This window comes from Ferrimonas senticii DSM 18821 (assembly GCF_000422665.1).
Lineage (GTDB): Bacteria > Pseudomonadota > Gammaproteobacteria > Enterobacterales > Shewanellaceae > Ferrimonas > Ferrimonas senticii.
This window is the reverse complement of the sequence record NZ_KE383898.1, coordinates 212,575-225,706: the sequence shown is the minus strand read 5'-3', so window position 1 is coordinate 225,706 and position 13,132 is coordinate 212,575. Positions and strand designations below refer to the sequence as shown.

Genomic DNA, 13,132 nt, shown 5'->3' with positions numbered 1-13,132 from the left:
TGCAATGTAGGTAGAAAGAATGGCAAGCGTAGGTCTGTTCTTTGGCAGCGACACCGGTAACACTGAAGCCGTTGCTAAAATGATCCAAAAGAAACTTGGCGAGCTGGTTGAAGTTAAAGACATCGCTAAAAGCAGCAAGGAAGAGATCGACGAGTTCAGCCTGCTGCTGTTTGGGATCCCGACCTGGTACTACGGTGAAGCGCAGTGCGACTGGGATGACTTCTTCCCAGAACTGGAGCAGCTGGACTTTAACGATAAACTGGTCGCAATCTTCGGTTGCGGTGACCAAGAAGACTACGCCGAGTACTTCTTGGACGCTATGGGTCAACTGGGTGACATCGTGCGTGAGCGCGGCGCTATCATCGTTGGTCACACCTCTACCGCAGGCTACGAATTCGAAGCCTCTAAAGCACTGGTTGATGACAGCACCTTCATCGGTCTGGGCATTGATGAAGATCGCCAGCCAGAGCTGACCGAAGCGCGCGTAGACGCTTGGGTAAAACAGCTGTACGAAGAGATGTGTCTGGCCGAGCTGGCATAAGCCGCAACCAACATTCAGCTTCAATTAAGGGTCGCCACTGGCGGCCCTTTTTATTTGCTTTGATAAGCCAATCTTTACTTCCCCCAATCCGATGATTTAGATATGGTTGCTGAATCGCTCTCAAAAACCGACGAAGCGTCTGAATTTTAGAGTTAAACCGATCGCATTCACTGTTTTGTTGGTTGTTTAATCGTTAGCACAATCTGCTAACCCTACCGACGTACAGCGCTAAATCATCGCTTAAAAAGCATCCCAGGCAGTAAGGATCCACCATGAAGCCGCTGAATAAGTCCAATAAGCTCAACTCGGTCTGTTATGACATTCGTGGGCCAGTGGCACGTGAAGCAAAACGCCTTGAAGAGGAAGGCCACCGAATTCTGAAACTGAACATCGGCAACCCAGCACCGTTCGGTTTCGATGCCCCAGAAGAGATCATCCGCGATGTGATCTACAACTTGCCTGAAAGCCAGGGCTACTGCGATTCCAAAGGCTTGTTCTCAGCCCGTAAAGCGGTGGTTCAAGCCTATCAGCAGGTCGGCGTGCACGGCGTTGACGTTGAAGACGTTTACATGGGCAACGGCGTATCAGAGCTGATCGTGATGGCGATGCAGGGGCTGCTGAACAACGGCGACGAAATCCTGGTTCCGGCACCGGATTACCCATTGTGGACCGCGGCGGTGAACTTGGCCGGCGGCAAAGCCCGTCACTACATCTGTGATGAACAGCAAGACTGGATGCCGGATCTGGAAGATATCCGTCGCAAGATCACCCCACAAACCCGTGGCTTGGTATTGATCAACCCGAACAACCCAACCGGCGCGGTCTACAGCAGGGCGATGCTGTTGGAGCTGCTGGAAATTGCCCGCGAACACCAGTTGATCGTGTTCTCGGACGAGATCTACGACCGCATTCTGTACGATGGTGCCCAGCATATCCCAACCGCCAGCTTGGCCGATGACCTGCTGATCATCACCTTTAATGGTCTGTCTAAAGCCTACCGCGCCGCTGGCTTCCGAGTTGGCTGGATGATGATCTCCGGTCAAAAAGATCACGCCAAAGGCTACATCGAAGGGCTGGAGATGCTAGCGTCGATGCGCCTGTGCGCCAACGTACCGATGCAACACGCGGTACAAACCGCGCTGGGCGGCTATCAGAGCATCAACGAACTGCTGCTGCCGACCGGCCGTTTATGCCAGCAACGGGACTTGGTGGTGGAACGCCTTAACGCCATGGAAGGGGTAAGCTGCTACAAGCCCAAAGGCGCACTGTATGCCTTCCCGAAACTGGATATGAAGAAGTTCAATCTGGTTAACGACCAGCAGATGGTGCTCGATCTGCTAATGCAAGAGAAGATCCTGCTGGTGCAAGGCACCGCCTTTAACTGGCCAGAGCCGGATCACTTCCGGGTGGTGTTCCTGCCGCACCTAGAAGATCTCTCCAAAGCGATGGACAACCTAGAGCGCTTCTTGCATCGCTATAAGCAATAGCAGCTAACAGTTAGCAGTTAGCAGTTAGCAGTTAGCAGTTAGCAGTTAGCAGTTAGCAGTTAGCAGTATTAATGCGACGAGTACTAGCCGCAACCGAACGCAGGGTTTACCTTAACCCTGCGTTTTTTTATTTATTGAGAGTTAATTCGTGCCCCAAGCCAGTACTTTTCTCGCGTGGCTATTTCGGATGCCACTGATCCGTCGTTGGTCATTGATGTTTTGCGTTAAACCGGAGAACGTCGCTGAGCACAGCCACCAAGTGGCGATTGTTGCCCACCTGTTGGCGGTGATTAAAAACCGCAAATTCGACGGCGATCTTAGCCCCGAAAAAGCCGCCACCATCGCGCTATATCATGAGTGCAGCGAGACTTGGCTGGGGGACATTGTTAGCCCAGTGAAGTACTCCAATCCACAGATCACCAAAGAGTTCAAACTGTTAGAGCAAGCCGCAGAGCAACAATGTTTGGCTTCGCTGCCGCTGGAGCTGCAAGCCGACTTTGCCGATCTGGTGATCCAACAAAACATCGATCCCACCTACGCCCAACTGGTCAAAGCCGCCGACATTATTTGCGCTTACCTTAAAGCCAAAGATGAACTGGCCCACAACAACCACGAATTTGATCACGTGGTGGCCAAGATGGAACCGAAATTGGAACAACTACGACAACAACCGGAAGTGGCCTACTTCCTCGATGTGTTTATCTCCTCCTGCAACCACACCCTCGATAGCTTGGCGCAACTAAAACGCTGACCATTGTTGGCTAACCACTTCTGATCTAAAGTAAATTAGCCAGCGCCCCAAGATTGTTTGGCGCTGGCTTTTGCATAAGGCCTACTTGTGACCCAGCTTGATGCCCACTGGCAACAACGCCAGCAACCCTCACCGAAAAACAGCCAGCAAGATCAGCGTTCGCGCTATCAACGGGACAAAGCGCGGGTATTACACAGCGCCGCCTTTCGGCGCCTGCAATCGAAAACCCAAGTACTGGGCAGCGGCCTCAACGATTTCCACCGCACCCGCCTAACCCATTCCATTGAAGCAGCGCAGATTGGCAGCGGCATCAACGCTCAGTTGCGGGTGCGCTACCCGCAGCTGGCACCACTGTTTGATGACCAACTGATCGAAGCCTTGTGTCTGGCCCACGATATTGGCCACCCGCCCTACGGCCACGGTGGTGAAGTTGCGCTTAACTACATGATGCGCCAACACGGCGGATTTGAGGGTAATGCCCAAACCCTACGGATCCTCGCCAAACTAGAGCCCTACACCGAACTGCATGGCATGAATCTGACCCGCCGCACCTTGTTGGGAGTGTTGAAATACCCCCTGCTGCAATCGGATCTGCGTCGCAACAATTTGCCGCCAGCAACCGCCAACGGCCAGTTTCTAGCAACCAGTCAGTGGCTACCAGCCAAAGCGGTTTACGATGATGACCGAGATATTCGCGATTGGATTTTGGCGCCCTTAAGCGACAGCGATCGCCATCGGTTTTTAACCGCCAAGCCAACGGCCTGCGCCGAGCGACACGGACGCAGCCAGCATAAATCACTCGATTGCACCATCATGGAGCTGGCCGATGACATCGCCTATTCGGTGCATGATCTAGAAGATGCGATAGTGCTGGGGATAATTAGTCACGAGCAGTGGCAACAGCAAGTGGTCGAGCCGCTGGTGCAGCAGGGCGAGTTGTCGCTCAGCGCCACAGAGCTAAACAGCCTATCGACACAACTGTTTGCCACAGAACATCACCGCCGCAAAAAGGCCATTGGCGCACTGGTAAATGGCTTTGTTACTGCCATTGAAGTTGTCCATCTTGACGATTTTCAACAGCCGTTGCTGGCTTTTCGAGCGCAATTGCCACAGCCACAGCAGCGACTGCTGGATGCCCTGAAACAGTTTGTTTCTCGCAACGTAATTCAGCACAGCAGCGTGCAACGATTAGAGTTCAAGGGTCAGCAAGTGGTGATGGCGCTGTTTGCTGCGCTGGCCAGTGAACCGCAACGATTACTGCCAGAGAACACTCGCCATAAATGGCAGCAAGCGGTAGCCGAGGGTCACACTGGACAGCGGGTGATCAGCGATTACCTGTCCGGCATGACCGACGATTTTGCCGCCCGATTGCATGGCAATTTATTCGCTGGAACCAATTATTTAACCGACTTTTAGACGCTTAGGTGATCTAAGCCAGACCGCTGTTCGTTTTAGCTCTCTGCCAACTCAATCATGGAGAGAGCGAAATGCCAAACCTAACCAAGTATTCCGCTGCCGTGCTGTCGACCCTGATGGTGGTCGGCTGCGGCAGCAGCAGTGACGATCACAATCCCGCCGCCGCTGGCGGTGGTGCCGCGCCAGTAACGCCCACCACCGAAATCCGAGTGCTACACGCCTCTTCCGATGCACCGAAGGTAAACATTGGCGTCAATGGCGCCAACGCCCTTGAAGGGGTTGATTATCTGACCGGCTCCGCCTTTATCGAACTCGATAGCGCCAGTTACAGCATTAACGTAGATGCCATTTTGCCAGACGGCAGCACCACCACCGTCATCGGTCCGGCGGATTTTAACCTTGAGGCCGACACCGAATATTCGGTTATCGCTGTCGGTAACGTTGCCGATGGCACCCTCGAACCGCTGGTGCTTGCCCGCGCCGATGAAGACTTTGGCGCTGGTAATATTCGATTGCAGGTGCTGCACGCTGCCAGCCAAGCGCCGACCGTTGATATTTATGTCACCGCACCAGGTGCCGACTTAACCACCAGCGAACCGACCCTGAGCGGCGTTCCGTTCAAAGCCAACAGCGATCTGCTGGAAGTGGCGGCCGGTGAGTACCAGATCCGGATCACTGCCGAAGGCAGCAAAGACGCGGTGTTTGATACCGGAACCCTGACCCTAGAAGCAGGCACTGATCTGTTGCTGGCGGCGGTAAACAATACCCTGACTGGTTCATCACCTGTGGCCGTAGTGGCGTGGTCGGATGAAGGCACAGTAACTATCACCGACGTCAACGCCGGCAGCGAACTGCGAGTAGTCCATGCCTCGCCCGATGCACCAGAAGTCAATGTACTGGCCAACGGCAATGCAATTTTGACAAATGTGCCCTACCCAGTGGCATCTGGGTATCTCAACGTCCCTGCCGGCGATTATAACGTCCAAGTTGAACCCGCTGCGGCACCGGGCACTTTTGTTATTGATGCCGACGTCACGCTCGACATCAACACCGCTTATACCGTTCTCGCAATCAACGAATTGGCCGAGATCGCCCCATGGGTGGTAACGGATGACCGTCGTCGGATTGCCACCGAAGCGGGGCTGCGCTTGCTGCACGCTTCGCCAAGCGCTGGCAATGTCGACATTTACGTTGGCAGCGACAATGACATCAGCGATGAAACTCCAGCCTTTAGCGACGTGCCAATCATGGCGGAAACTGGTCGGGTGCCTTTGGCTGCCGGTACCTACTTTGTCACCGTTACCCCAACTGGCTCGCAAGATGCGGCAATTGGCCCACTGGAGCTCACCTTAGAAGCCGGTAAGTTGTACACCGCGATCGCTCGCGATCAAGCGGGTGGCGGCACACCGTTGGGCGTGATCCTGTTAGACGACCTTGTCGCCGACTAAAGCACTGCGGCGGGTATTGTTAACAGTGTAACTATGAGGCGGCGTTAGCTAACCACTTTTCTCAAGCACAGAGCCTTGTATACTGGGGCAAAAAACGAGCAAGAGACTGGTATGGAAGCGCGTCTACTCATCGTCTTTTCAATCTTTGTATTGGGTAACCTGTATTGGGGCTACCGTTACTTCAGCGCCTATAAGGACAGTTCGCTTGGCAAAGGTGAGCGCCAAGAAGCGCTGGAAGATATCGAAGATTACTGGCTACAATTTGCCTGCGTGGCGATCATCATCATTATGTTGATAGCGCCGATCGCCAATTCGATACTCAGCCCTAATGGCTGAGCTGGCCTCACTGCTAACAAATCGCAGACAAACAAAAAGCGCCGCTAGATTGTAGCAGCGCTTTTTTGTTGGCTTGTAGCAGCGGTTAGCCAGCTAAAACTGGGAACAACCCTTTCAGACCTGCCGCCATAATTTCTACGCCAATGGCCAGCATTAACAGACCCATAATACGGGTGATTACGTTAATGCCAGTTTGGCCAAGCACTTTGTACAGCACTGGCGCCAAGCGGAATACCAACCAACTGGTTAAACCAAATAGCACCACACACAGGCTCATGCCCATCAGTGCCACTGGCTCATGGTATTCAGCAGAGAACACCAGCACCGAGGAGATCGCCCCTGGGCCTGCCATCAGCGGCAGTGCCAAAGGCACCACAGCCACCGACTCTTTGTTGGCGGATTCGCGATCTTCGGCGGAGTTGTGTTTCACCTCACCCAATTTGCCCTGCAACATCGACATGGCGATAAACAGGATCAGGGTGCCACCGGCAATGCGGAATGCCGGAATCGAGATGCTGAACATATCCAGAATGATCTGGCCAGCAAAAATGGTGGTTACCAAAATCACCACTACCGCAAAGTTGGCAATGGTGCTGGTACGCAGGCGCTCCGCTTCACTCTGATGACTGGTTAGGGTAACGAATACCGGCAACAGACCAACAGGGTTAATGATTGCGATCAAGCCCACAAAAAACTGTAAAAACAGAGTTAGATCCACAGGAGTGCGTCTCTTCGATAAGGGGTCAATAAAACGCGCATACTTTAGGGGAATTGGCCATTTGGAAACAATGAAAATTTGCATCCAAAAGCCCCCCTTTTCGATTAGCTTAGCTAATCGAAATCATCCGCGACTGCAGTCGCTTCGTGCTGAAGTATAGCGGCAGTTAGGGCAACTGCCTGTGAAGCCATCACTACGATTGACAACGCCAACGCTGCTGAAATTGCTCGGTCGCCATCCGCTGTAACTTAATACCATCAATGATCCCAAGCACCGTTGGCACCAACGTCCAACAAAACGCCAGATACAGGCTACCGCGCAGATGATCCCCTAAATAGAAGCGATGCACCCCAAACGAGCCGAGATATAAGCCATAACGAGCCGCCAAAGTCTGACAACGAAAGCGTAAAGTCGGATCAACCCCAGCTAGGGCCTCTAAGTGCAAACCGCTGTGACAGTACTGGCACAGGGCTAAGTCGTTGCGAGTCGATTGGTGGCAGTGGCTGCAAGTAATACGGGGCATAACGTTCTCAAACAGTTATCAACGGCCACATTATAAGTACAGGTGTGCGCTCAAAACTTTGCAGTGACTCAAATAAAAAACAATAAGGCCACCGAATCGGTGGCCTTAGGGCAATCTGAGCGAACAGGCGTTAGTTTAGTTAGCGGCTAACCGAAATCGCCAGTGATGTAACCGTGAGTACGCTTGTCTTTGGGCTCAGTGAAAATCTGATCGGTTTCACCATGCTCGACCAGTTCCCCCATCAAGAAGAACGCCGTCTTGTCTGCGATGCGGCGCGCCTGTGCCATCGAGTGGGTGACAATCACCACGGTGAACTCTTTGCGCAGGCTTTCCATCAGATCCTCGATCTTCTTGGTGGCGATCGGATCCAGCGCCGACGTCGGTTCATCCATCAAGATCACATCCGGTTTCATGGCAATAGTGCGGGCAATGCACAACCGCTGCTGCTGACCGCCGGACAAACCAAAGGCAGGCGTATGCAACCGGTCTTTAACCTCATCCCATAAGGCTGCGCCACGCAGTGCCTCTTCCACGATAGCGTCTAACTGCTTCTTATTTTTGACCCCTTGGGCTTTTTGCCCATAAGCCACGTTTTCGTAGATGCTCATTGGGAATGGGTTTGGCTTCTGAAACACCATGCCACAGCGCATCCGCAATTTACGAACATCGACCTCACCGTAGATGTTGGCGCCATCCATGGTGACTTTGCCGTTGATCCGCACCCCTGGGATAAGATCGTTCATCCGGTTTAAGGTGCGCAGTAGTGTCGATTTACCGCAACCAGACGGGCCAATAAAGGCAGTCACTTGCTTGTGCGGAATGGTTAGATTGATGTTTTTCAGCGCTTTATTGTCGCCGTAATAGAGATCCAGGTTTTCGATTTCAAAAGTATTCATTGTTGTTATAACCCAGTGTTAATACGTCGCTTTACTAAAGCGGCTGGAGATCAATTTGGTTAGTAGGTTAATCACCAATACCACCACAATCAGTACGGTTGCCGTGGCAAAGGCCATATCCCAATCGTGTTGGGTGTATAGCTCAGTGGTTAGCATATATAGATGCACCGTCAGGGTTCGGCCAGAGTCAAACACCGATTCCGGAATTTTGGCAACCATCCCAGCGGTCAGATACACCGGCGCCGATTCACCAATAATGCGACCGATAGAGAGAATCAACGAGGTCACAATCCCAGGCATCGCCGCTGGCAAGATCACCCGAGCGATGGTGTACAGACGAGAGGCGCCAAGGCCAAAAGAGGCTTCACGGTAAGATACCGGCACCGCAATGATCGCCTCTTCGGTGGTACGAATGATCACCGGCAAGATCAAAATTGACAGGGTTAGCGCCCCAGCCAAAATCGAGAATCCAAGGCCCATGATGGTGACAAAAAACGTTAAGCCAAATAGGCCATAAATGATTGACGGAATGCCCGCTAACGACTCAGTACAGAAGCGGATCAGCCGCACTAACTGGCTGCCGGGTTTGGCGTATTCAGTCAGGTAGATGGCGGTCATGATGCCAATCGGTGCGGCAATCAATACCGACAGCAACACCATATAGATGGTGGCGACAATCATTGGCCAAATGCCCGCCTCATCGCCAGTGCGGGTGTAGTTGTCGGTAATGAAACTCCAATCAACAAAGGCGATGCCATTGCTGATGATGTAAAACAGGATCCACACCAAAAATGCCATGGTCACTACCGCCGAGCCCCAGATAAGTCCCAGCAGCAAGCGATCGCTATTATCACGACTTAACATTATTTGACCCTCTCGCGGTTTAGGAACATCAGCGTGCCGTTGAGTAGCATCACAAACAGCAGCAACACCACGCCGGTGGCGTACAAGGCGCTGGCGTGAACACCGGTGGCGTAAGACATCTCCAGAGCAATGTTGGCAGTCAACGACCGCGCTGACTCTAAGATGCTGTTTGGCATTGCCGGGGCGTTGCCCATCACCATGATGATCGCCATGGTTTCACCAATGGCGCGGGCAATACCTAAAATGATGCCAGTTAGGATCCCCGATCGTGCCGCCGGCAGCAGCACTTTAAAAATGGTGTAGATGTGGGAAGCCCCCAGCGCCAGCGACCCCTCTTTGTATTGCTTTGGCAACGCTCGGATAGAGGTATCAGAAACCGCAATCACCGTTGGCAGAATCATCACCGCCAAGACGATTGAACCAGCCAATACGGTTGCCCCCGACGGCACCCCAAACAGCTGCTCAATCAACGGCACAATCACCACTAAGCCAAAAAAGCCATACACCACAGAAGGGATGCCCGCCAGCAGCTCAATGGCCGGGCGCATGTATTTCACCAACCATTCCGGGGCAATTTCAGCAAGGAAGATGGCGGTCAACAGGCCAACCGGAACGCCAATGGCGATGGCGACTGCGGTAGACAGCAAGGTACCGACAATCATCGGCGCAATACCGTATAACGCCGGTGGCAACCACTCTAGGCCAAACAGAATCTCGCTAACACCGGCAAATTCAACGGCGGCGACACTCTCTTTGATAAGGAAAAAACCGATGGTGCACACCGACAACACGCCGATAAAGGCGCTTAGCAGAAACAGGCCGTGAAACAGATGTTCAATCAGTTCACGTCGTTTAGAGGTGGCCAGTAGATCGTCGGTCGCCATGGCTTCAACGCGATTTTGAGCAATGGTCATAATTGTAAAACCTTTCAAGCAGCAAAAACTGGCAACCAGCAAATTGGGCTGCCAGCTTAAAAGTCATCAGCAGCTTAGTTAATCGCTACGTAACCTTTCTTAGTGACGATTTTTTGGCCTTCGTCAGACAGGATCCAATTGGTGAAATCAACCGCGTTCTTCGGCGCTTTTTCATCAGCCAACAGGATAAATGGACGAGCAATTGGGTACTGGCCGGCTTTGATAGCGGCAACCGATGGTGTGGCACCATCAACGTTCAGCGCCCGCAGAGATTGGTCAACCGACCCTAAAGAGATGTAACCGATGGCGTTGGGGTTGTTGGCGACCATGGTTTTTACCATGCCATTGCCATTGCCCACTTGAGCGCGAGGAGTAATAGCACTGACCTTCATGCCGTTGATTTCGCGCTTCAGCTTCATGATGGATTCAAAAGCACCGCGAGTACCAGAAGCGGTATCACGGGTAACCACTACGATTGGGCCAGGCTTACCACCGACCTCTTTCCAGTTGGTGATCTCGCCTTTGTAGATGGCGGTGATCTGCGCCATGGTCAGTTGCTCAATGGCGTTATTGTTGTTAACTGCCACGGCGATGCCATCGTTGGCAATCACCGTCTCAATCAGACCGGCGCGCTTTTCGCTGTCTTTAACATTACGTGACGACATCCCCAGCATCGAAGTCCCTTCGTTAGCAGCGCGGATCCCTGCAGAGGAGCCGGTTCCTTGAACTTCAACCGAGATCCCGGTTTTGTTGCTGTAGGTTTCCGCCAACACTTCCATAACACCAGTGACGGAAGTGGAGCCAGAAACAGTGATGGTCTCTTTGGCAATCGCATTGGAGGCAGTCATTACAGAGGCCAACGCCAGTGCGCAAGCTACAAATTTTTTCATGGTGGTTTACCTTAATGTCCTTGTTGTACCTCTTCTTCGAGAGGTCGAGTGCATTAAGCCAAAGCCATATGACGAAAATATTTCACTTCTGTGCAGCTTTGATGTCAGCCGCTATGGAGCAGTTACCCGCACCCAAGCGGCGCTTGCCTGGTTGATTTAAGTTATTGAATAGGCTCAACTTCAATTCTATCCATCTGACTTAGCACCACCTCTAAGCCATTGACGGTAACCAACTTACGTCCTTGCAGGTCGCGCTTTTTGACCTGATAAGTGGCCACTTCACCTTGCGCTGAGGTAACCGTCACCTGCAGCAGTTGTTGCCCCTGCAACCAACCATAGCCGTACCACGCCGCCGCCAGCAACAGCACCACTATCGCGAATAATGGCGCTAATCGTTGCAACCATACTAGTTGCGGTGATGGCGGCAGCTCGGCAGTCACAGCGGCGGTCGCGGAAGATTGGCGCTTGCGAGTCGCCACCCAGATCACCACAGCGATAATGGCGACAGTAATAAGTAACTTGGTAAACATCAGTCAAAAAATTAATAAAGTCAGAATGTTCAGTATAACCAGCCAGCAGCGTGATGAATGCGCGACGAAGCACAAGCGAGATAATTACGGCATGAGATATAGCAAAGGGTTGTTGAGCGCCAAAGCAACAATCGCCACCCTTGGGCTATCACTTACAAGGGATCCGTTATGCGCTTTCATCCATTGTTGTTAGTGGTGCCAATTGGCATTGGCGCCACCTTTGTCGCTTCAGGGCTGTTGCTGGCTCTGATTGAACTAAGCCTGTTCGCCAGTGTTCTCGGTTATTTTATCGTTCGTCAGAGCAGCAAATAAGCCAGCGAACTGCTGCTGATCACCAGCCACAACAGCACCCCAAGCAGCAGCGGTTGACTGCCCGCTTGGCGCAATTTCGGCAACGTAATGCCCGCGCCAATCAAGAACAAACAAAGTACCATCACCTGTTTGCTGATCTGGAAAATGCCTTGGTAAATCGCCTCTCCTGCAGGGAACAACCACGCCACTACCATCGCCGCGACATACAACACAATGAACTGCGGTATCGCCAATCCTTTGCCTTGGCTGCGGAACAGCAACGCACTTAACAGTGCCACGGGAATAATCCACAGTGCCCGTGCCAACTTAACCGTAGTCGCGGTGGCAAGCGCTTGGTCGCCATAGGCGCCAGCGGCACCCACAACCGAAGAGGTATCGTGAATGGCGATCGCCGCCCAGACGCCAAATTGCTGTTGGCTCAGTTCAAACCAATGGCCAATAACCGGAAAGATAAACAACGCTATCGAATTCAATACAAACACGGTAGCCAGCGCGACCGAGGTCTGATCATCGTTGGCGTTGATCGCCGGGGCTACTGCAGCAATGGCACTGCCACCACAAATCGCGGTGCCAGAGGCGATTAAATGGCCGGTAACCCGCTCGACTTTAAGCCAGCGAGCCAGCAAGGTACCAACCAGTAAGGTGCCAAAAATCGTGGTCACGACGATACCGATACTATCGATCGTCACCGCTATCGCTTGTTCCAGATGGATGCCAAAGCCCAAGCCGATAATGGCCCAACCGAGCAACGTCTTAGCCAGTGCACTGACCGAGATCCCCTGTGGTATCCAACCGATGGTGGCCAACACTAAGCCAAACATCAACGCCATCGGCGAGTTCACCGACGGCAACAAACACAGGCCCGCCACCAGCCAAAAGCCCCAATCTGTGGGACGCTGAATCCATCGCGACACCGAAACCTCTCTTAATGACCAACCGCCAAGCCGCTATCACAGCCAAGTCGATTGGTGTTGTTTGACAAAGATCGCAAATTATATCGGCTTTAGCTGCCTGCGAATTGCGATTTAGTAAACATTTTATCGGTTCGCTTTAGACCGTGTGCTCGCGCTTTTGTGCAGACACTCAACAAAATGGCGCACAAACAAGCAGTCGCACTAAACAATCAAAATCCACGCTTGACCTAATGGCGTCACATCCGTAAAGTCTCGCTCCGTTGTTGGGCACTAGCTCAACGACAAATAAACGGTCAGGTGTCCGAGTGGCTGCCAAGTTGCGAAGCAACTAGGTATTAGCACGTCAGCGTGCTCTTCAGCCTTGCACTGAGATTGTTTGAAGAGTGTGAGCTCTGAAAATATCAAAAATTAAAACGGTCAGGTGTCCGAGTGGCTGAAGGAGCACGCCTGGAAAGTGTGTATACGGCAACGTATCGAGAGTTCGAATCTCTCCCTGACCGCCATCTTCTTTTGAAGAGACCGAGCGTGAGCTCAATAAACATCAAGAGTGAGAACTCTGAAAACATCGAAACAATTTAAAGGTCAGGTGTCC

General features: G+C 52.5%; 15 protein-coding genes and 1 tRNA gene. 8 read left to right on the top strand and 8 right to left on the bottom strand.

Translation table 11 applies throughout. From position 1 onward, the window contains the following. The first annotated feature begins 19 nt into the window (after positions 1–19). The 6 genes from fldA to G506_RS0114190 all read left to right on the top strand — a co-directional run bounded on the left by fldA (position 20) and on the right by G506_RS0114190 (position 5,979). Positions 20–541 (top strand): flavodoxin FldA, encoded by a 522-nt coding sequence (gene fldA / locus G506_RS0114215; protein ID WP_028117440.1) that lies wholly within the window; start codon positions 20–22, stop codon positions 539–541. 272 nt (positions 542–813) lie between these two features. Next, positions 814–2,028 carry a pyridoxal phosphate-dependent aminotransferase gene (locus G506_RS0114210; protein ID WP_028117439.1) on the top strand — a complete coding sequence of 405 codons (1,215 nt, stop codon included), beginning with the start codon at positions 814–816 and terminating at the stop codon, positions 2,026–2,028. A gap of 148 nt (positions 2,029–2,176) precedes the next feature. After that, positions 2,177–2,779: a 5'-deoxynucleotidase gene (yfbR, locus tag G506_RS0114205; RefSeq protein WP_028117438.1), complete on the top strand. Its 603-nt coding sequence runs from the start codon at positions 2,177–2,179 to the stop codon at positions 2,777–2,779. An 87-nt stretch (positions 2,780–2,866) separates the two neighbouring features. Then, complete coding sequence (locus G506_RS0114200; protein WP_028117437.1) at positions 2,867–4,195, top strand: anti-phage deoxyguanosine triphosphatase; 1,329 nt, start codon at positions 2,867–2,869, stop codon at positions 4,193–4,195. Positions 4,196–4,266: 71 nt separating this feature from the next. After that, positions 4,267–5,643, top strand: coding sequence for a DUF4397 domain-containing protein (locus tag G506_RS0114195; protein WP_028117436.1), 1,377 nt, complete (start codon positions 4,267–4,269; stop codon positions 5,641–5,643). A 111-nt stretch (positions 5,644–5,754) separates the two neighbouring features. Continuing rightward, on the top strand, positions 5,755–5,979 hold the full coding sequence (locus G506_RS0114190) for a hypothetical protein (protein ID WP_028117435.1): 225 nt from the start codon (positions 5,755–5,757) through the stop codon (positions 5,977–5,979). Between the two features lie 85 nt (positions 5,980–6,064). Here G506_RS0114190 and G506_RS0114185 read toward each other — a convergent pair whose 3' ends face one another. The 7 genes from G506_RS0114185 to G506_RS0114150 form a co-directional block, all read right to left on the bottom strand. Beyond that, a complete protein-coding gene (locus G506_RS0114185; protein ID WP_028117434.1) occupies positions 6,065–6,697 on the bottom strand; it encodes a YchE family NAAT transporter in 633 nt (210 codons plus the stop codon). 193 nt (positions 6,698–6,890) lie between these two features. After that, positions 6,891–7,220 (bottom strand): TM2 domain-containing protein, encoded by a 330-nt coding sequence (locus tag G506_RS19845; protein ID WP_051202157.1) that lies wholly within the window; start codon positions 7,218–7,220, stop codon positions 6,891–6,893. 146 nt (positions 7,221–7,366) lie between these two features. Further along, entirely contained in the window at positions 7,367–8,116 is a 750-nt protein-coding gene (gene pstB, locus G506_RS0114175; protein ID WP_028117432.1) for a phosphate ABC transporter ATP-binding protein PstB, read from the bottom strand. Between the two features lie 18 nt (positions 8,117–8,134). After that, positions 8,135–8,980: a phosphate ABC transporter permease PstA gene (gene pstA / locus G506_RS0114170; protein WP_028117431.1), complete on the bottom strand. Its 846-nt coding sequence runs from the start codon at positions 8,978–8,980 to the stop codon at positions 8,135–8,137. Then, positions 8,980–9,894: a phosphate ABC transporter permease subunit PstC gene (gene pstC, locus G506_RS0114165; protein ID WP_028117430.1), complete on the bottom strand. Its 915-nt coding sequence runs from the start codon at positions 9,892–9,894 to the stop codon at positions 8,980–8,982. Before pstC ends, pstA begins: the two co-directional genes overlap by 1 nt. A 74-nt stretch (positions 9,895–9,968) precedes the next feature. After that, positions 9,969–10,784: a phosphate ABC transporter substrate-binding protein gene (locus tag G506_RS0114160; RefSeq protein ID WP_028117429.1), complete on the bottom strand. Its 816-nt coding sequence runs from the start codon at positions 10,782–10,784 to the stop codon at positions 9,969–9,971. A 161-nt stretch (positions 10,785–10,945) separates the two neighbouring features. Next, positions 10,946–11,314, bottom strand: a complete 369-nt coding sequence (locus G506_RS0114150; protein WP_028117428.1) for a hypothetical protein — start codon at positions 11,312–11,314, stop codon at positions 10,946–10,948. Positions 11,315–11,482: 168 nt separating this feature from the next. Here G506_RS0114150 and G506_RS20975 point away from each other — a divergent pair, with 168 nt between their 5' ends. Beyond that, a complete protein-coding gene (locus G506_RS20975) occupies positions 11,483–11,626 on the top strand; it encodes a hypothetical protein (RefSeq protein WP_156904909.1) in 144 nt (47 codons plus the stop codon). Here G506_RS20975 and G506_RS0114140 read toward each other — a convergent pair. Next, entirely contained in the window at positions 11,611–12,540 is a 930-nt protein-coding gene (locus G506_RS0114140; RefSeq protein WP_051202156.1) for a YeiH family protein, read from the bottom strand. The genes G506_RS20975 and G506_RS0114140 overlap by 16 nt on opposite strands. 415 nt (positions 12,541–12,955) lie before the next feature. Here G506_RS0114140 and G506_RS0114135 point away from each other — a divergent pair. Then, a tRNA-Ser gene (locus G506_RS0114135) sits at positions 12,956–13,043 on the top strand. Positions 13,044–13,132: the final 89 nt, after the last annotated feature.

Bases quoted from the DNA above. Each gene is read 5' to 3' on its own strand.
- fldA (WP_028117440.1), top strand. From the start codon at position 20: ATGGCAAGCGTAGGTCTGTTCTTTGGCAGCGACACCGGTAACACTGAA.
- G506_RS0114210 (WP_028117439.1), top strand. From the start codon at position 814: ATGAAGCCGCTGAATAAGTCCAATAAGCTCAACTCGGTCTGTTATGAC.
- G506_RS0114195 (WP_028117436.1), top strand. From the start codon at position 4,267: ATGCCAAACCTAACCAAGTATTCCGCTGCCGTGCTGTCGACCCTGATG.
- G506_RS0114190 (WP_028117435.1), top strand. From the start codon at position 5,755: ATGGAAGCGCGTCTACTCATCGTCTTTTCAATCTTTGTATTGGGTAAC.
- G506_RS19845 (WP_051202157.1), bottom strand. From the start codon at position 7,220: ATGCCCCGTATTACTTGCAGCCACTGCCACCAATCGACTCGCAACGAC.
- pstB (WP_028117432.1), bottom strand. From the start codon at position 8,116: ATGAATACTTTTGAAATCGAAAACCTGGATCTCTATTACGGCGACAAT.
- pstA (WP_028117431.1), bottom strand. From the start codon at position 8,980: ATGTTAAGTCGTGATAATAGCGATCGCTTGCTGCTGGGACTTATCTGG.
- pstC (WP_028117430.1), bottom strand. From the start codon at position 9,894: ATGACCATTGCTCAAAATCGCGTTGAAGCCATGGCGACCGACGATCTA.
- G506_RS0114160 (WP_028117429.1), bottom strand. From the start codon at position 10,784: ATGAAAAAATTTGTAGCTTGCGCACTGGCGTTGGCCTCTGTAATGACT.
- G506_RS0114150 (WP_028117428.1), bottom strand. From the start codon at position 11,314: ATGTTTACCAAGTTACTTATTACTGTCGCCATTATCGCTGTGGTGATC.
- G506_RS20975 (WP_156904909.1), top strand. From the start codon at position 11,483: ATGCGCTTTCATCCATTGTTGTTAGTGGTGCCAATTGGCATTGGCGCC.